The organism is Sandarakinorhabdus sp., assembly GCF_051860625.1.
Classification (GTDB): domain Bacteria; phylum Pseudomonadota; class Alphaproteobacteria; order Sphingomonadales; family Sphingomonadaceae; genus Sandarakinorhabdus.
Genome location: NZ_JBHYDQ010000001.1, coordinates 188,631 through 206,473, shown reverse-complemented (window position 1 = coordinate 206,473; position 17,843 = coordinate 188,631). Strand labels below are relative to the sequence as shown.

Genomic DNA, 17,843 nt, shown 5'->3' with positions numbered 1-17,843 from the left:
GGTGTGGTCCCAGACCGCAACGGTAGCGCGACTTTGTCCCGTACTCATCCACAGACCTGCCCACCGGGAAATTGCCGTGCCGTCGGCCGGCCGGGTTGCTGCGCAGCCAGGCATGCGCGACTATGGCCAGATGGTTTCCCTTCCCCCCCTATTGCCCCCCGCCGGCCCTGCGCTGCGCCTGGTCGACCCCAATCAGCCGATGGCCGGCCTGCCGCAGAATCTCGAAGCCGAAGCCGCGCTGCTCGGCGCGCTGATGATCGACAACCGCTTGGTGGAGGATGTCGTCACCCGCCTGAAACCCGATCATTTCGCCGATGCCCTGCATGGCCGCATCTATGCCGCGGTCTTGTCGCTGTCGGCCAAGGGCATGTCGGCCAATCCGGTGACGATGAAGCCGCTGTTCGAAGCCGATCCGGCGATCATCGAACTGGGTGGCCCCGGCTATCTGGCGATGCTGACCCAGAACGGCGCGGCGCTGTTGGCCGCCCGCGATTTCGCGACGCAAATCTATGATCTGGCGCTGCTGCGCGAACTGATCCGGGTGGGGCGCGACATGGTGAGCGCCGCCGGCGACACCAGCACCGGCATCGCGCCGATCGAGCAGATCGAGACCGCCGAAATGGCGCTCTACAAGGTCGCCGAGGCCGGCGAAGTTCAGGGCGCGGTCAAGAGCTTCAGAGAAGCCGCGATGGAAGCGGTGAAGATGGCCGACCGTGCCAAGCGGTCGGGCGGGCATTTGTCGGGCTACACCACCGGTTTGACCGGGCTGAACGAAAAAATGGGCGGTCTGCACAAATCCGATCTGATCATCCTTGCCGGCCGCCCGGCGATGGGCAAGACCAGCCTTGCCACCAACATCGCCTTTGCCTGTGCGCAGCGCTTTGCCGAGGATGTGGCCCGCGGCGTGGAGGCCGAAAAGAGCAGCGGCGCACCGGTGGCCTTCTTCAGTCTGGAAATGTCGTCGGACCAGTTGGCGACACGCATCCTGGCCGAACAATCCGAACTGAGCAGCGAAGCGCTGCGCATGGGCCGGATCAAGGATGAGGAATTCACCCGGCTGGCCCGCGCCTCCACCGCGCTGTCGGCGCTGCCGCTGTGGATCGACGACACGCCCGGCCTGACCATCGCGGCGCTGCGCACCCGTGCCCGCCGGCTGAAACGCCAGCATGGCATCGGGCTGATCGTGGTCGATTATCTGCAACTGCTGACCGGATCGCGCAGCGGCGGCAGCGACAACCGCGTGCAGGAAATCTCCGAGATCACCCGCGGGCTGAAAACTCTGGCCAAGGAACTGGCGGTGCCGGTGCTCGCGTTGTCGCAGTTGTCGCGCGCCGTGGAAAACCGCGAAGACAAGCGGCCGCAGCTTTCGGACCTGCGCGAATCCGGCACCATCGAGCAGGACAGCGACATCGTGATGTTCGTCTATCGCGAGGAATATTATCATTCGCTGAAACAGCCCGATCCCGAAGATGGCGAAAAGCACGCCAAGTGGCGGGAAAAGGCCGAAAAAGTCTTTGGCCTTGCCGAAGTGATCGTCGCCAAGCAGCGCCACGGCGCGACCGGTACCGTGCCGCTGACCTTCATCAAGCAGTTCACCAAATTCGCCGACCGCGCCGACAGCGATTATGGCCCGCAGCCCTGGTGAGCGCAGCGGCGGGAACGCCTGTCGCAGCCGGTGACAAACCCCCGTCATTTCGCCACTATCGGTGGGTGGGGCCAGCCGGCATCGCACGGCTGAGCATGAGGTGCAGGCTCTGGTTGGGTGAGGGGATACAAGGTCTTGACGAACTGGGCAGAAGCGGGGCCGACGCGGCGCGAGGTGCTGCGGGCCATCGGCATGATGGCGGGCACCGCCGTGCTGTATCAGGCGATGGAAGTGCTGGGCCATGCCAAGGAAACCCAGTTCGCCGGCCCGCCCAACCTGCAGGGTGCGCGGCCGGGCGCCAAGGTGCTGGTGCTCGGTGCCGGGCTGTCGGGCATGCTGGCCGCCTATGAATTGGGCAAGGCCGGTTATGAGGTGCAGATTCTGGAGTATAACAACCGCCCCGGTGGCCGGAACTGGTCGCTCTATGGCGACGATGTCTACACCGAACTTGGCGGCGCCACGCAGCGCGTCGGCTTTTCCGACGGCAATTATCTCAACCCTGGCCCGTGGCGCATTCCCTATCACCACCGCGCACTGCTGCATTATTGCAAGCAGTTCGGCGTGGCGCTGGAGCCGTTCATCCAGATGAATCACCAAGCGCTGGTGCAGTCGGCCAAGGCCTTCGACGGCAAGCCGATGCGCTATCGCGAACTGGCCGGCGATTGGGATGGCAATGTCGCGGAACTGCTGTCGAAGGCGATCGACAATCGCGGGCTCGACAGCGTGTTGACCAAGGACGACGCCGACCGGCTGCGCCTGGCGCTGCGCGAATGGGGCGCGCTCGACAAGGATTTCAAATACACCAAATCCGTGCGCTCGTCGCGGCGGCGCAGTTTCGAACGCCCGCAAGGTGGCGGCGTGCTTGGTGAACCAATCCCGTCCGAACCTTATGCGTTCAAGGACATCATGGATTCGGGCATCTGGCGGGTCGTGGCCCAACATATGAGCATCGATCACCAGCATTCGATGTTCCAGCCGGTGGGCGGCATGGGCATGATCGGCCGCGGCTTTGCCAAACAGGTCGAAGGCAAGATCCGCTACAACTCGAAAGTCACCAGCATCAGCCAGCAGGGCGACAAGGTGACCGTGACCTACGCCGATACCGGCACAGGCAGCGTGAACACCGCCACCGCCGATTATTGTGTCTGCACGATCCCGCTGGGCGTGCTCAGCCAGATCGATCTCGATTGTTCGCCAGCACTCGATGCCGCGATCCGGGCGGTGCCGTACAGCAATTCGGTGAAGGTCGGCCTCGAGTTCAAGCGGCGCTTCTGGGAGGAAGACGAAGCCATTTACGGTGGCATCAGCTTCACCGACCGCGAGATCGCGATGATTTCCTACCCTTCGGCCCGCATGCACAGCAATGGCCCGGCGGTGCTGCTGGGCGCCTATACCTTCGGCGCTGGCGCCTATCGCTTTGCCGGCATGACGCCGGAGCAGCGGGTGCAGGCAGCGCTGGAACAGGGTAGCGTGTTCCATCCGCGCGGATACAAGGAAGAATTCATCGGCGGCGCGTCCGTGGCCTGGAGCCGCTCACCGTTCACGCTCGGCTGCTGCGCGATGTGGAACGAAGACACGCGCAAGGAACATTATCAGACGCTGGTGGCCGTCGATAACCGCCTGGTGCTGGCCGGCGAACACGCCAGCTATATCGGGTGCTGGATGGAAGGCGCGATCCTGTCCTCGCTGGACGCGGTTACCCGCCTGCACAAGCGCGCACTGGAGGCATGATGATGCGAGTGATATTGTTGGCTGCTGCCTTGCTGGCCACACCAGCGTTCGCCCAAAAACCGGCCGCCAAGCCAGCGGCGCCACATCCGGGGGCCGAGGTTTATCAGAATCTCTGCCAGGCCTGCCACATGGCCAATGCGCTGGGCGGTGTGGGCGCCGGCCGTATTCCGGCGCTGGCGAAAAATGACGCGCTCGTGGACGCGGCCTATCCGATTGCCGTGGTCACCGGCGGCAAGGGCGCGATGCCCTGGTTCCGTGGCAGCCTGACCGACCAGCAGATCGCCGACGTGATCAACTATGTCCGCAGCAATTATGGCAACAGATATCGGGACAAGGTGACGCCAGCGATGGTGGCGGAACTGGGCCTGCCGGCGCCAAAGGGCGGCCGCGGCGAGTGATGGAACCTGCTCCCCTCCCCTTCAGGGGAGGGGTCGGGGGTGGGGCTGTGCCGACATGCGCACCAGGGGGGGGGCCCCCCCCCCCCCCCCCCCCCCGGGGGGGGGGGGGGGGGGGCGCCCCCCCCCCCCGTGCCGACATGCGCACCATTCCCCACCCCCAGCCCCTCCCCTAAAGGGGAGGGGAGTAGTCCGGCTCACTTCGCGAAATAATAGGCGTAGGCCGGCAGCGTCAGGAACGGCTCCAACTGGTCGGCGAGCACCAGCGTGCGGAACAGCTCGGCGGCTTCGCGATATTTGCCGGCTTCGAAGAAATTGTCGCCAACCTGTGCGCGCCATGCCGCAAGCTGCTCGTCGGTGACACGCGAAATCAGCGCCGCGTCCACCGCCTCGCCGCTGTCCAGCGTCGCGCCATGCTTGCGCCATTGCCACAATATCGTGCGGCTGATTTCGGCGGTGGCGGCGTCCTCCATCAGATTGTGCAGCGGCACCGCGCCCTGGCCGCGCAGCCAGGCAGCGACATAGCCGATGCCGACATTGATGTTGTTGGTCAGCCCCGCCAGTGTGCGGGCGCCAGCGGGCGGCGTCACCAGATCATCGAACGTCGCATTGCCTGCCGGGATCACATCCAACTGGTTCGGCCCGGGCATCAGCCGGTCGAACACCTCCCGTGCCACGCCGACGAGGCCGGGGTGGGCGACCCAGGTGCCGTCGTGGCCAAGCTTGGCCTCACGCTCCTTGTCGGCCCGCACGGCGGCGAAGGCTTTTTCGTTGGCGGTTTCGTCGTCCTTCACCGGGATGAAGGCGCTCATGCCGCCCATCGCGTGGGCACCGCGGCGGTGGCAGACGCGCACCACATGGGCGGCATAGGCCGCCATGAACGGCACGCCCATGGTGACCGCGGCGCGATCGGGCAGCAGCTTGGTTGCATCATTCTGGAAGGTCTTGATGTAGCTGAAGATATAATCCCAGCGGCCGCAGTTCAGCGCGGTGATGTGGTCGCGCAGTTCATAGAGGATTTCTTCGGCCATGAAGGCGCCGGGCAGGGTTTCGATCAGCACGGTGGCGCGGATGGTGCCCAATGGCAGATTGAGCATCGATTGCGCCGAAACAAAGACATTGTTCCACAACCGCGCTTCCAGAGCATGCTCCAGCTTGGGCAGATAGAAATAGGGGCCACTACCCTTGGCCAGCAGCGCCTTGGCATTGTGATAGAAATACAGGCCGAAATCGAAGATCGCCCCGGCCACCCGTTCGCCATCCACCGTCAGATGCGCTTCGTCGAGATGCCAGCCACGCGGACGGCAGAGCAGCACGGCGGTCTTTTCGTTCAATTTGTAGCTCTTGCCCTTGTCCTCCAGCGTGATCGTGCCGGCAGCGGCATCGCGCAGATTGACCTGGCCTTGCACCATCACATCCCAGGTCGGCGCCGAGGCATCCTCCAGGCAGGCCATGAAGCAATGTGCACCGCTGTTGAGCGCGTTGATCACCATCTTGCGATCACAAGGCCCGGTGATCTCGACGCGGCGGTCGGTCAGATCGGCCGGCGCCGGGCGGACTTGCCAGGTGCGGTCGTCGCGGATCGCCGAATATTCGGGCGCAAAGCCGATGAAGCCTTCGTGGTTGATCCACTCTTGCCGCTGGCCGCGGGCGCGCAGCAACGACTGGCGGGTGGGTTCATACATGCGGTGCAGTTGCGCCACGAACGCCAGCGCGTCGGGCGTCAGGATGGTTTCATAGCCGGGCTGCATCGCGCCCTTGATTTCAACACCATCAAGTCCGGGGTGGCTGGTCATGGAAAGCCTTTCAATCATCGGTGAAACGAAACGGGGTGAGCACGCGCTGGCGTTCGTCGAAGGCCAGATGGGCGCCGGCCGGCGGCGCGCCGCGCTGGCGGCAGGCGGCGCGGTGGCAGGCGGCACAGCCAGGGCCGATCGGCGCGGCCTGGCCGTTGAGTTCAATGCCGGCGCTCCACGCCAGCGCCGGGGCATGGGCAATGTCGCAGCCAATGCCGATGGCGAAGCTGGGCCGCGCGCCGCCCCACGGCATGGCGGCCGGCCGCACGGTGCGCGCCAGTGTCAGGTAGCGCTTGCCATCTTCCAGCTCGACAAGTTGCCGGCGGATTTCGCCGGGCCGATCAAAGGCGTGATAGATATGCCACAGCGCGCAGCCGCCAGTGACTGGCAGCGGCGATGGACCGGGCGCGAAGCGTTTCGAGATGGTGCCAGCGCGATCCAGCCGCAGAAAGAAGAACGGCACGCCGCGCGCGCCAGGGCGGTGCAATGTGGTCAGGCGGTGCGCCACCTGTTCCAGCCCGCGGCCGAACCGCGCCTGCAGCAATTCGACATCATAGCCGGTGGCTTCGCAGGCGCTGAGGAAGCGGCCATAAGGCATCAGCGTCGCGGCGGCAGCATATTTGCCCAGCGCAACCATGCAGGCGCGTACGCTGAGCGGGTCGGCGACGCCGGCTGCCATGATGGTGTCGGCGATCTGCGCCTTCAGTTCGATCAGTACCAACTGGACGGCCGCCGCAAAACCGCGGCTGGCGGCATCCAGCGATTCCGACAGCAGCAATTGGCGGGCATGCAGATCGAGCCGGCGCAATTGACCCGGCAGCACCTCCATCGGCAGCGCACGCACGGTGATGGCGTGACGGGTGCGCAGGCGATCGACGACGGCCGCGTTGAGATCAGGGCCGGACAGCCGCAGTTCGTCTGCCAGGCGTTCGCAGGCTTCATCAAGCGCGCCGAAATAATTGCCGGCGGCATCGATCATCGCCGTGACCGCGGCCAGGGGCCCGGGCGGTGGCGGCTCGGGCGCGACCGACGGCGTGGCGGCGGCGAGGCGGAGCAAGGCATGGGCAATGGCCGGCGCACGAACGGCAAGGTCTTTCAGCTCGGCGCGCGGCACATCGATGCCGATCAGGCGCGGATCGGTGAAGAGTTTTGACAAATCCTCCACCAGTTCGCCGCCATCATCACCGGTCAGGCTGCGCACATCCAGATCATAGTTTTCGGCGAGCTTGACCAGGAAGCTGGCGGACAATGGACGCTGGTCGCGCTCGATCAGATTGAGATAGCTTACTGAAACGCCGAGGTCGTGCGCCATCCGAGTCTGCGTGAGTCCGCGCTGCGTGCGCAAGCGGCGGACGCGCGCACCGGCGAAGATCTTGCGGCCACCATTGATGGCTTGCGGCAGAGCAGGCGAGGCAGCAAGGTCTGTCAAAATATTTACATCTTTACCGTCGGAACTGGCGAAAGCGGGACATTTACACACGATTCCTTGACAGAATCTGTTGACCGGGCCGTAGCTGAAGCGCAACGCGCTGACAAGCGATACACACCGCAGTGCAGCAATTGCCCATTGCGGACCAACAGGAGAGCCACATGAGCTATCAGGACGAAATCCGCCAGGCCGCCACCGCCATCGAAGGCAAGCCCGGCTGGCAGGCGATCAACGCTGAATCCGTGGCGCGCATGCGGGTGCAGAACCGCTTTCAGTCAGGCCTCGATATCGCTCGCTATACCGCCGCCATCATGCGCCGCGACATGGCGGCTTATGATGCCGATCCCGGCCAATACACCCAGTCGCTGGGCTGCTGGCACGGCTTCATCGGCCAGCAGAAGCTGATTTCGATCAAGAAGCATTTCGGCACCACCGACAAGCGTTACCTCTATCTTTCGGGCTGGATGGTCGCGGCGCTGCGCAGCGAATTCGGCCCGCTGCCCGACCAGTCGATGCACGAAAAGACCAGCGTTTCGGCACTGATCGAAGAGCTTTACACCTTCCTGCGTCAGGCTGATGCCCGCGAATTGGGCGGTCTTTTCCGCGATCTCGATGCGGCGCGCGCGGCTGGTGATGCGGTGAAGGCCAAGGCGATCGAGAATCAGATCGACAATTTCCAGACGCATGTCGTGCCGATCGTTGCCGATATCGATGCCGGCTTCGGCAATGCCGAGGCGACCTACCTGCTTGCCAAGAAGATGATCGAAGCCGGTGCCTGCGCGCTGCAGATCGAGAATCAGGTGAGCGACGAAAAGCAATGCGGCCACCAGGATGGCAAGGTGACCGTGCCGCACGAGGATTTCCTGGCGAAGATTCGCGCCATCCGTTACGCCTTCCTGGAATTGGGCGTGGAAGACGGCATCATCGTTGCGCGCACCGACTCGCTCGGCGCCGGCCTGACCAAGCAGATCGCCTACAGCCGTGAGCCGGGCGACATCGGCGACCAGTACAACAGCTTCCTGGATTGCGAGGAAATCGATGTTACCCAGGTCGGCAATGGCGATGTGGTGATCAGCCGCGACGGCAAGCTGCTGCGCCCGAAGCGCCTGCCCTCCAACCTGTTCCAGTTCCGCGCCGGCTCCGGCGAGGACCGCTGCGTGCTCGATTGCATCAACAGCTTGCAGAACGGCGCCGATCTGCTGTGGATCGAGACGGAGAAGCCGCACATCGGCCAGATCGCCGGCATGGTGAACCGCATCCGCGACGTGATCCCGAATGCCAAGCTGGTCTACAACAACAGCCCCAGCTTCAACTGGACGCTGAACTTCCGTCAGCAGGTTTATGACGCCATGGTTGCCGCCGGCAAGGATGTGTCAGCTTATGACCGCGCCCGCCTGATGAGCGTGGATTATGATGGCAGCGCGCTGGCCAACGAGGCCGACGAGCGCATCCGCACCTTCCAGCGCGATGCGGCCCGTGAAGCCGGCATTTTCCACCACCTGATCACGCTGCCGACCTATCACACCGCCGCACTGTCGACCGACAATCTGGCCAAGGAATATTTCGGCGACCAGGGCATGCTGGGCTATGTGAAGAATGTTCAGCGCGCTGAAATCCGCCAGGGCATTGCCTGTGTGAAGCATCAGAACATGTCCGGGTCGGATATTGGCGATGATCACAAGGAGTATTTTGCTGGCGAGGCGGCGTTGAAGGCTGGCGGGGCGCACAACACGATGAACCAGTTTGCTGCGTAGCGCGGCGCGACGGTAATGCGCAGCGTTGCCGTCCGACTCGCGCAAGCACGGACAGCGAGCGAAAAGGGCGGCCCCAACAGGCCGCCCTTTCTGACTCGTGTGATGCTTTGGCCGCGCTTCGCCTTTTCCGATGCCGGCTGCATGCCCGGCGGGCTGACTGCACGTTCAGTGCGCCAGCGCCGTGACAGTGGCTGCTACCCCTGTAACGTTCCGATCAACGCTTGTGCGCGCCTGCGCCGGGCTGCGGCGCCGACCAATCCGAAGCCAGCGATCAGCATCGCCCAGCTTGCCGGCTCAGGCACAGCGCCGCCGCTCACGGGACTGATATCGACAAAGGTGCGGAAGCCGCCGGACTGGCCAGTTTGTTGAGGCTGGAAACTTCCTCCGCTGAGGAAATAATCCCGTCCGCCACCATAGAACCCGCCAAAATGCCATGAGGCGGCAAACGCGCTGGTGACCGGTTCAATGCCGAAAACCTGACCGGCGGTGATTGCCAGCGAGGTTGTGAACACCGCCCAATCGCCTTGCAGCCCGGCAAATGTGCCCGTGCCCAGAATGGCAGACAGCGCCGTCTCCGGCGTTCCGCTATTGGTATTCACGACATTGAACCCGGTCACATTCGCAACAAAGGCCGCAGAATAATCAAAGCCATTGAATGTCGTGGGGAACATCTGGATGTGCACTTCGCTCAGCGTGCCCGTCATGCCGGCGGTTACGGTCTGCACGCGGCGGGTGCCATTCACAGTGGACGAAGCAAAATTGATGCCGTCGCCGGTTGCGACATGCCCCTGATCAAGAACAGTCGTGGCAGCCGTAGCGGTAGAGGCCAACGGGCCGGCCGCGAGCAAGGCAAGAGAAGCCAGCGTCCATAGTTTGTACATGTTTATACCCCCGTAAACTTAATCAACGTAAGCTGCGGTTTGTCACCCTGTCAATTGCTTGTGCCGTACGCTGGCCCGCCTACAAAGCCCGCGAATACGGGTCCGACCGGCCGCGCCCACAGCAGGCCCCTAAAGCTTACCCCACTCCCAACCCCTCCCCTAAAGGGGAGGGGAATTCTCACCGCGTGTTCGCCCGCCACCGCGCAATCACCCGGTCCAGCATCTCGGTATCATCGCCGGTTTCCACCCAAAGTTCGCTGAACACCGGGTCGTCGCTGGCCGGGCGCTTGTGCGGTTCCAGATCGTCCAGCCGCACGCGGATCGGTGCGGCGACGCCTTCGCCGGAAATGATGCATTCGCGGTTGCGCAGTGCCGGGATGGCATCGATCAGGCTGCGGCCGCCTTCGGGCAGAGCGTTGCGCACGAAATCCTGATCGCGATCATTGTTCAGGCGCAGCGACACGATGGTGCCGCATTGCGACAGCGCGCCTTCGGCCAGATCGGAGGGACGCTGGGTCACCAGGCCCAGCGATACGCCATATTTGCGGCCTTCCTTGGCGATACGCTCCAGCACGTCGCGCACCGTGGAATTCTTGGAAATGTTGCGCGACGGGATGTAGCGGTGGGCTTCTTCACAGACGAGCACGACCGGCCGGCGCTGTTCGCCGCGCGACCAGACTGCGAAATCGAACACGATGCGTGACAGCACGGACACCACCGCCGAGACCACGGCAGACGGCACGCCCGACAGATCAATCACCGAGACCGGCTTGCCCTCCACCGGCAAGCGCAGGATGCGGCTCATGAAGTCCGCCATGCTGTCGTTGGAATAGCGGCGATCGAACATGAACTGGTGGCGCGGATCACGCATGATCTGTTCCAGCTTGGCGCGGATGCGCAGATAATTGGGCGCATTCTGGCTTTCGGAAATCTTGCCCATTTCCGATGACAGCGTGTCCATCAGCACAGACAGCAGATAGGGGATTGGCGTGTCGGTGGTGACGCTGTTCAGGCCCTGCGCATACACGGACTTCATCCGCGCCAGTTGCAGGCTGCGCGACAGGATATCGCGGTCCATCTCGCGCGCCGCGCCTTCGCTGGTCAGCAACACTTCGCCATGTTCTTCAAAATTCAGCAGCCAGTAGGGCAGCTCCAGATTGTCGACGTTGAAGATCTGGCCGGTGCTGGCAAAGGCGCGGGCATATTCGCCGTGCGGATCGATCACCACGACATGGCCTTCGGGGGCCTGCTCGATGATGCGGTGCAGGAACAGCGCGGTGGCGGTGGATTTGCCGGTGCCGGTGGAGCCGACGATGGCGAAATTCTTGGACAGGAACGTGTCGTAGAATACCGCGGCGCGCACCTTGCCGGTGGGATAGACGATGCCGACCTGAATGTGCGGGCGTTCATCGCCGGAAAAGACGCTGGCGGTCTCGATGCCATCCAGCGGCCAGGCGCGATCGCCGGCGCGCGGATAGGTGCCGACACCGCGGCGGAAGCGGGTGATGCGGCCATCCGCGTCGGATTCCGCTTCGCCCAGGAAATCGATGATGGCCATGGGCAGGCCGTCGCGCTGTTCCACGGCGCGCAGCGTGCCGATCACCCATAGTGATTGGCTTTCCACTTTCAGCAGGCTGCCCAGCATCCCGGCGGATGCCAGCACACCATCGGGGTTGCCCTGCAACCGCGCCGCGGCGGCCACATCAAGGCGCAGCAGCATCTGGCCAGCCGATACGGCGGCCACATCGCCGATCACCATGTCTGCCTGTTTCATGCCCATGTTCCCCAATCAATCCGGCATGCCGATACATACGCCGAATTTCCGTGGCGGGACGCCCTGTTTTCAGCGCTTGCCTGCCGGCCCGGCCCGGGCCAGCATGCGCTGAAACGACCGGGGAGGACAGATGATGAGCGATTTCCATCCACATACCATCATTGCCGAGGGGCTGGGCTTTCCAGAGGGGCCGGTGGCGATGGCCGACGGATCGGTGCTGGTTGTCGAGATCCGCGCCGGTGCGATCACCCGCATCACGCCGGATGGCCGCAAGCATGTGGTGGCGACGCCGGGCGGCGGGCCCAATGGCATGGCGGTGGGTCCGGATGGCGCGCTGTATGTCTGCAACAATGGCGGCTTCGATTGGTATGAGCAGGATGGCATGGTGCTGCCGGGCAATGCCGCCAGTGACTATACGACGGGCCGCATCGAGCGGGTGGATATTGCCACCGGCAAGGTCGATCGCCTATATGATGCCTGTGACGGGGCGCGATTGTCTGGTCCGAACGACATCGTGTTCGATGCGCATGGCGGGATGTATTTCACCGATCTCGGCAAGCATTTTGCGCACCACACCGATGCCGGCGGGTTGTTCTATGCCCTGCCCGATGGATCGAAGATCACGCAGCTCGTTCACGGGCCGGATTTGAACGGGGTCGGCCTCAGCCCGGACGGCAAGACGGTCTATGCCGCCTCGACCAGCCGGCGGGTGGTGCTGGCGTTCGATATCGTCGCGCCGGGCGAACTGGCGCCGGAGCCGTTGCCGGCGGTGCCCGGCCGCTTCGTGACGACCTGGGCCAACAAGACCTATCTCGATTCGCTGGCCATCGAAGCCAATGGCAACATCGCGCAGGCGACGTTGATCGAAAGCGCCGGCATCACCAGCATCGATCCGGCGACGGGGGCACAGGAATTTTTCCCCTTCCCCGATCTGCTCACCACCAACATCTGCTTTGGCGGGGAGGACATGATGGACGCCTGGGTCTGCCTTTCGACGACGGGCAAGCTCGCCAAGTGCCGCTGGCCGCGGCCGGGTTTGAAGCTGCACTTCAACGCTTGAGGCATTGGGCGTGATGATGCTCCGCGCCAACGGGCTGGACTTCGCCTGCGATGTCGCCGGTGAAGGCCCGGACGTGGCGCTGTGCCTGCACGGCTTTCCCGAATCGCGCTTTTCCTGGCGGTACCAGTTGCCGGTGCTGGCGCAGGCCGGCTGGCGAGCGGTGGCGCCGGATTTGCGCGGCTATGGCGGTTCGAGCCGGCCGGTTGGCAAGGCCGCTTACCATATCGATCATCTGGTTGCCGATGTGGCCGGGATGTTCGATGCGCTGGGTGCCCGCCGCAAGCTGCTGGTGGCGCATGATTGGGGCGCGGCGATTGCCTGGGTGGTGGCGATGCGGCGGGCTGTCGATCTGGATGGTCTGATCATCATGAACGTGCCGCACCCGACGGTGTTTGGCGAACTGATTGCCCATTATTGGCCGCAGCGGCGGAAGAGCTGGTATGTCGCTTTCTTCCAATTGCCGTGGCTGCCGGAATTTCTGCTGCGCCAGCGGCGGGCGGAAGGTATCGCCAACGCCTTTCTGAACATGGCGGTGGACAAGAGCATGTTCCCGCCGGACGTGCTGGAGCATTATCGGCAGAACGCGCTGCAGCCCGGCGCGCTGACGGCGATGATCAACTATTACCGCGCCAATCTCGGCCTGCTGGATGAGGTCGCGCCGCAAATCACCGTGCCGACGCTGATGCTTTGGGGGGAGGAAGACAAGGCGCTCGATCTGAAATTGACCGAGGGCTATGGCCGCCATGTGCGGGATTTCCGCCTGGTGCGGTTTCCGAACGTTTCGCATTGGGTACAGCAGGAGGCGCCGGACGCCGTGAATGCGGCGATGCTGGCGTGGCTGCGGGAGAAGCGGCTTGCTGGCTAGACTGGATTGAGAAAGAGCGGGCGGTGCGTTTTGACAGTTTGAACGAATCCGGCGGGGTTCAGTGTTGTTTTTGCAGGTGATTTAATTAATTGGCGCAGATTCAAACTACCAGCCCATCATGGCAGGATTGGGCCGTGTAGGACAGGCCCACCCCCGGCCCCTCTTGGCTGCGGGAGGGGAGCAGTTCGGTCATTGTGGGCAACCTGCGCTACCAGCACGAATGGCTCCCCTCCCGCTTGCGGGAGGGGTTGGGGGTGGGAAAAATCTCAGTGCGCATCGCCCCATGAGGCGCCGTGGCCGATTTCGACGCCGAGTGGGACCGACAGGTCCACCAGCGGGCGGTGGGCGTTTTCCATCACGCTGCGGATCACCGGCTTGGCCGCCTCGACCTCGCTCTCCGGCACTTCGAACACCAGTTCATCGTGGACTTGCAGCAGCATCTTCGTGCCGGTCAGGCCGGCGGCGGCCAGTGCGGCCGGCATCTGCACCATGGCGCGCTTGATGATGTCGGCGGCGGTGCCCTGCACGCGGGCGTTGACGACGGCGCGTTCGGAAAATTGGCGTTCGCCCTGGTTTTTCGACAGGATCAGCGGCGCGTGGCATTTGCGGCCGAACAGGGTGGTGACGAAGCCATGCTCCTTCGCAAACGCAATCGTTTCGGCCATGTAGTTGCGAATGCCCGGAAACCGGCTGAAATACAGATCGATGTACCGCGCTGCCTCGCCGCGATCGATGCCGAGCCGCGCCGCCAGGCCGAAGGCGGAAATGCCGTAGATGATGGAGAAATTGATCGTCTTGGCGCGGGCGCGGGTGTCGCGGGTCACTTCGCCGAACACTTCGCGGGCGGTCAGCGCGTGGACATCTTCGCCGGCGGCATAGACCGTCTTCAGTTCCGGCACGTCGGCGATATGCGCGACCAGTCGCAGTTCGATCTGGTTGTAATCGGCCGCCATGATGACATTGCCCGGCGCCGCCACAAACGCATGGCGGATGCGGCGGCCAAGTTCGGTGCGGATCGGGATATTCTGCAGATTGGGATCATTGCTGCTCAGCCGGCCGGTGGAGGTGGCGGCGAGGTGGAAATTGGTGTGCACCCGGTCCGTGGTCGGATTGATCTGGCTCTGCAGCGCATCGGTGTAGGTGGATTTCAGTTTCGAATGCTGCCGCCAGTCCAGCACGCGCTGCGCAATCGGTGCGCCTTCCTCGGCCAGCCGTTCCAGTTCGCTGGCATCGGTGGTCCAGGCGCCGGTCTTGCTGCTCTTCTTGCCGCCCTTGTAGCCCAGCCGGTCGAACAATATTTCGCCCAGTTGCTTGGGGCTGCCGATGGTGAACGGCCCGCCGGCGAGTTCGTGAATCTCGCCTTCCAGCCGGCTGATCTCCGCCTCATACAGCGCCGACAGCCGCACCAGTTCGGCACGATCGACCTTGATGCCTTCCATCTCCATGTCGGCAATCACCGGCAGTAGCGGGCGGTCGACGGTCTCGTGGATGGTGGTCACCTGTTCCTTCCACAGCCGGCGGCGGAATCCTTGCCACAGCCGGAAGGTGACATCGGCATCTTCGGCGGCATAGGCGGTGGCGCGGGCGAGATCGACTTCGGCGAAACTTTTCAGGCCCTTCGCCACCTCCTTGTAGGGGATTGGCGTGTGGCCGAGGTGGCGTGAGGACAGATCGTCCATGCCATGGTTCCAGCGCCCGGCATCAAGCGCGTAGCTGAGCAGCATCGTGTCGTCGTAAGGCGCCAGCGCCGGCACGCCATGGCGGCGCAGCACGATGAGATCATATTTCAGATTCTGGCCGATCTTCAGCACGCCGGGATCGGCGAACAGCGGGTTCAGCCGGGCGATCACCGTGGCCATATCGAGCTGCGGCGGCCGCTCGGCGAACATGCCGTCGCCGCTGCCATGGCCAACCGGGATATAGCAGGCGACGCCCGGCGCGGTGCACAGGCTGATGCCGACCAGATCACAGCGCATCTGATCGGTGCTGGTGGTTTCGGTGTCGACGGCCACCGCGCCCAGGCGGGTGGCTTCGGCGATCCACCAGGCCAGTCGTTCTGTTGTCGTCACCGTCTCGTAATCAGCGTGGGTGAAGGCGACCTCGTCCTCGACCACGGCGGTTGACGGCCGGTGCGTGTCCGGTGCCGGGCCATTGGCGCCACTGGCCGACAATTTGGCGAGCATGGCGCGGAAGCCGTGTTTCTTGAGGAAGGCCGTCAAGGGCTCATGCGCCGGCTCGCGCAGCGTCAGCGAGTCGAGCGGTGCCGGCAGCGGCAGGTCATCGCGCAGGCGCACCAGTTCGCGTGACAGCCGCGCCATGTCCACCGATGCGGCCAGCGTCTCTTTCAGCTTGGGCTTCTTGATCGCGTGGATATTGGCAATCACGCCTTCGACGGTGCCATATTCCTTGATCAGATCGGCGGCTGTCTTCGGCCCGATGCCCTTCACGCCGGGAATATTGTCGGACGTGTCGCCCATCAGCGCCAGCACCTCACCGACCTGTTCCGGCGGCACGCCGAACTTCTCGATGACTTCGGCCCGATCGATGGTCTGGTTCTTCATCGTGTCGAGCAGGTTGATGCCGGGCTCTACCAACTGCATCAGATCCTTGTCGGAGCTGACGATCGTGACATTATAGCCCTCGACGCGCGCCGCCTTGGCATAGCTGGCGATGATGTCGTCGGCCTCCATGCCGGCCTGTTCGAAGCAGGGCACGCTGAACGCCCGCACCGCATCGCGGGTCAGCGGGAATTGCGGCACCAGATCTTCGGGCGGCGGCGGGCGATTGGCCTTGTAGCCACCATACATGTCGTTGCGGAACGTGTGGCTGCCCGCATCGAAGATCACGGCGAGGTGCGTCGGCGCTTCGGCCTTGTTGAGTTCCGCGATCAATTTCCACAGCATGGCCGTGAAGCCATAGACGGCGCCGACCGGCGTGCCTTCCGGGTCGGTGAGCGGCGGCAGCCGGTGATAGGCGCGGAAGATGAAGCTGGAGCCATCGACCAGGTAGAGATGCTGCTGAGCGGCCATGCCGCTTCGCTAGCAGGTCAGGCTGCGGACGGCGAGACCCTCTCCAAGTTGTGCCGCCGCCGGCGCAGCGCCGCACCGGTCAGGCCGAAGCCGGCGATCAGCATTGCCCAGCTTGTGGGTTCCGGGATGGCGGCGTTCAGCGCTTCCGGGGCGATGGCCTGATCATAGATGCGGATGGCATCGATGCTGCCCTGAAAATATTCGCCCAGGGTGCCGAACTGCCGGCCAAAGCGGGTGTTGGTGCCGCCGGCGCCGTTGGCACCCAGCACGCTGGTGGTAAAAACCTGAACGCCGTTGATGTAGAGCGTTGAACCAATGTTGCTGCGGCTGAACAGCAATTCATTCTCACCTGTCGGGAACGTGACGCCGGTGAAGCTGATCTGATCGGTGAGGCGGATACCGCCGCCGGGCGCGGTGCCGATATAGAATCCGCTGGTGCCAGAGGCGCCCTGCGAGATGATTTCCGTGAACGTGCCAAGATTGGGCGTGCCATTCACGCGAATGAACACCGAATAGGGGCCGCTGGTCGGCACCAGGTTGGTGCCGAACTGCACATAGCCAGTGGAACCATCCAGAACCAGCCGGCCGTCCACCACTGAAGCCGTTCCAATCAACGTGCCGTTGGCCCCGCCGACACTGTCGTTCACATTGCCATTGAATTCATAGGCATGGATCGGCGTGACAGCATGCGCCGACGCCAGCGGCAACATGGCTGCCGCCATCACAATGAAAAATCGCATCATATCCCCCGTTCATTCGCAAGTTACAGTTATTCGGCCAGCCAGCTTCGTGTCAACTGCGGTGGCCGCCACATTTGCTTTTGCGCGCGCCGGAACCCTGTGGCATTCGGCGAGCCATGCAAGCCTTCACCACCCTGTCCGGCCAGGCGATTCCGTTTGGCGCCGCCAACATCGATACCGATGTGATCATCCCGGCGCGGTTCCTGAAAACCATCAGCCGGGCCGGGCTGGGAGCCGGCGCCTTCGCCACGCTGCGCGAGACGCCTGACAATGTGTTCGATAATCACGCCGGCGCGCCTATCCTGATTGCGGGGGCCAATTTCGGTTGTGGCTCCAGCCGCGAACATGCGCCGTGGGCGCTGGCCGATCTTGGCATCCGCGTGGTGATCTCGCCGGGCTTTGCCGATATCTTCGCCGGCAATGCCTTCAAGAACGGCCTGCTGCTCGTCACGCTGCCGCAGGCGGCGGTGGACCGGTTGCTGGCGGTGGCGGTGGATGGCCAGCCGATCACCATCGATCTGGAAAATCAGGTGGTGACGACTCCGTTTCAGGATCGCTTCGAATTCGCGATGGACCCGTTCCGCAAGCATTGCCTGGTGAATGGCCTGGATGAAATCGGGCTGACGCTGGGGATGGATGCGGCCATTGGGGCGCACGAGGCGCGCCAGATGACGGATCGGCCGTGGCTGGCCGGCGCCGCCGCGCGCATTTGACCGGCGTTGGCAGCACAGCGGATTATCGATA

General features: G+C 63.8%; 13 protein-coding genes. 7 read left to right on the top strand and 6 right to left on the bottom strand.

All coding sequences use genetic code 11. From position 1 onward, the window contains the following. Window positions 1-130 precede the first annotated feature (130 nt). The 3 genes from ACTIEZ_RS00985 to ACTIEZ_RS00975 all read left to right on the top strand — a co-directional run bounded on the left by ACTIEZ_RS00985 (window position 131) and on the right by ACTIEZ_RS00975 (window position 3,774). A complete protein-coding gene (locus ACTIEZ_RS00985) occupies window positions 131-1,645 on the top strand; it encodes a replicative DNA helicase (RefSeq protein WP_439544773.1) in 1,515 nt (504 codons plus the stop codon). A 135-nt stretch (window positions 1,646-1,780) separates the two neighbouring features. After that, window positions 1,781-3,376, top strand: a complete 1,596-nt coding sequence (locus tag ACTIEZ_RS00980) for a flavin monoamine oxidase family protein (protein ID WP_439544772.1) — start codon at window positions 1,781-1,783, stop codon at window positions 3,374-3,376. Further along, entirely contained in the window at window positions 3,373-3,774 is a 402-nt protein-coding gene (locus ACTIEZ_RS00975; protein ID WP_439544771.1) for a c-type cytochrome, read from the top strand. The genes ACTIEZ_RS00980 and ACTIEZ_RS00975 overlap by 4 nt, the downstream gene beginning before the upstream one ends. A gap of 194 nt (window positions 3,775-3,968) precedes the next feature. On the opposite strand, the gene aceB is transcribed toward ACTIEZ_RS00975, so the two are convergent. Beyond that, window positions 3,969-5,567, bottom strand: coding sequence for a malate synthase A (gene aceB, locus ACTIEZ_RS00970; protein WP_439544770.1), 1,599 nt, complete (start codon window positions 5,565-5,567; stop codon window positions 3,969-3,971). Window positions 5,568-5,577: 10 nt separating this feature from the next. Then, the gene (locus tag ACTIEZ_RS00965; protein ID WP_439544769.1) at window positions 5,578-6,996 is read right to left on the bottom strand and encodes a helix-turn-helix domain-containing protein; all 1,419 of its coding nucleotides are present in this window, start codon (window positions 6,994-6,996) and stop codon (window positions 5,578-5,580) included. A 161-nt stretch (window positions 6,997-7,157) separates the two neighbouring features. On the opposite strand from ACTIEZ_RS00965, the gene ACTIEZ_RS00960 reads away from it, so the two are divergent. Further along, entirely contained in the window at window positions 7,158-8,750 is a 1,593-nt protein-coding gene (locus ACTIEZ_RS00960) for an isocitrate lyase (RefSeq protein WP_439544768.1), read from the top strand. A gap of 194 nt (window positions 8,751-8,944) precedes the next feature. Here the strand turns inward: ACTIEZ_RS00960 and ACTIEZ_RS00955 are convergent, their stop codons facing one another. Together ACTIEZ_RS00955 and ACTIEZ_RS00950 are read right to left on the bottom strand one after the other, a co-directional pair. Further along, the gene (locus ACTIEZ_RS00955) at window positions 8,945-9,631 is read right to left on the bottom strand and encodes a PEPxxWA-CTERM sorting domain-containing protein (RefSeq protein ID WP_439544767.1); all 687 of its coding nucleotides are present in this window, start codon (window positions 9,629-9,631) and stop codon (window positions 8,945-8,947) included. A 178-nt stretch (window positions 9,632-9,809) separates the two neighbouring features. Beyond that, the gene (locus ACTIEZ_RS00950; protein ID WP_439544766.1) at window positions 9,810-11,405 is read right to left on the bottom strand and encodes an ATP-binding protein; all 1,596 of its coding nucleotides are present in this window, start codon (window positions 11,403-11,405) and stop codon (window positions 9,810-9,812) included. Between the two features lie 133 nt (window positions 11,406-11,538). On the opposite strand from ACTIEZ_RS00950, the gene ACTIEZ_RS00945 reads away from it, so the two are divergent. Further along, window positions 11,539-12,465, top strand: coding sequence for an SMP-30/gluconolactonase/LRE family protein (locus tag ACTIEZ_RS00945; RefSeq protein WP_439544765.1), 927 nt, complete (start codon window positions 11,539-11,541; stop codon window positions 12,463-12,465). Window positions 12,466-12,478: 13 nt separating this feature from the next. Continuing rightward, on the top strand, window positions 12,479-13,330 hold the full coding sequence (locus tag ACTIEZ_RS00940; RefSeq protein ID WP_439545075.1) for an alpha/beta fold hydrolase: 852 nt from the start codon (window positions 12,479-12,481) through the stop codon (window positions 13,328-13,330). 266 nt (window positions 13,331-13,596) lie between these two features. Here the strand turns inward: ACTIEZ_RS00940 and polA are convergent, their stop codons facing one another. Continuing rightward, window positions 13,597-16,359, bottom strand: a complete 2,763-nt coding sequence (gene polA / locus ACTIEZ_RS00935; RefSeq protein WP_439544764.1) for a DNA polymerase I — start codon at window positions 16,357-16,359, stop codon at window positions 13,597-13,599. Window positions 16,360-16,376: 17 nt separating this feature from the next. Beyond that, entirely contained in the window at window positions 16,377-17,099 is a 723-nt protein-coding gene (locus tag ACTIEZ_RS00930; protein WP_439544763.1) for a LamG-like jellyroll fold domain-containing protein, read from the bottom strand. A gap of 116 nt (window positions 17,100-17,215) precedes the next feature. Between ACTIEZ_RS00930 and leuD the strand changes: the two genes are divergently transcribed. Next, window positions 17,216-17,812, top strand: coding sequence for a 3-isopropylmalate dehydratase small subunit (gene leuD, locus ACTIEZ_RS00925; protein ID WP_439544762.1), 597 nt, complete (start codon window positions 17,216-17,218; stop codon window positions 17,810-17,812). Window positions 17,813-17,843 lie beyond the last annotated feature (31 nt).

Coding starts and splice junctions, on each gene's coding strand:
- ACTIEZ_RS00985 (WP_439544773.1), top strand. CDS start 131: ATGGTTTCCCTTCCCCCCCTATTGCCCCCCGCCGGCCCTGCGCTGCGC.
- ACTIEZ_RS00975 (WP_439544771.1), top strand. CDS start 3,373: ATGATGATGCGAGTGATATTGTTGGCTGCTGCCTTGCTGGCCACACCA.
- aceB (WP_439544770.1), bottom strand. CDS start 5,567: ATGACCAGCCACCCCGGACTTGATGGTGTTGAAATCAAGGGCGCGATG.
- ACTIEZ_RS00960 (WP_439544768.1), top strand. CDS start 7,158: ATGAGCTATCAGGACGAAATCCGCCAGGCCGCCACCGCCATCGAAGGC.
- ACTIEZ_RS00955 (WP_439544767.1), bottom strand. CDS start 9,631: ATGTACAAACTATGGACGCTGGCTTCTCTTGCCTTGCTCGCGGCCGGC.
- ACTIEZ_RS00950 (WP_439544766.1), bottom strand. CDS start 11,405: ATGAAACAGGCAGACATGGTGATCGGCGATGTGGCCGCCGTATCGGCT.
- ACTIEZ_RS00945 (WP_439544765.1), top strand. CDS start 11,539: ATGAGCGATTTCCATCCACATACCATCATTGCCGAGGGGCTGGGCTTT.
- ACTIEZ_RS00940 (WP_439545075.1), top strand. CDS start 12,479: ATGATGCTCCGCGCCAACGGGCTGGACTTCGCCTGCGATGTCGCCGGT.
- polA (WP_439544764.1), bottom strand. CDS start 16,359: ATGGCCGCTCAGCAGCATCTCTACCTGGTCGATGGCTCCAGCTTCATC.
- ACTIEZ_RS00930 (WP_439544763.1), bottom strand. CDS start 17,099: ATGCGATTTTTCATTGTGATGGCGGCAGCCATGTTGCCGCTGGCGTCG.
- leuD (WP_439544762.1), top strand. CDS start 17,216: ATGCAAGCCTTCACCACCCTGTCCGGCCAGGCGATTCCGTTTGGCGCC.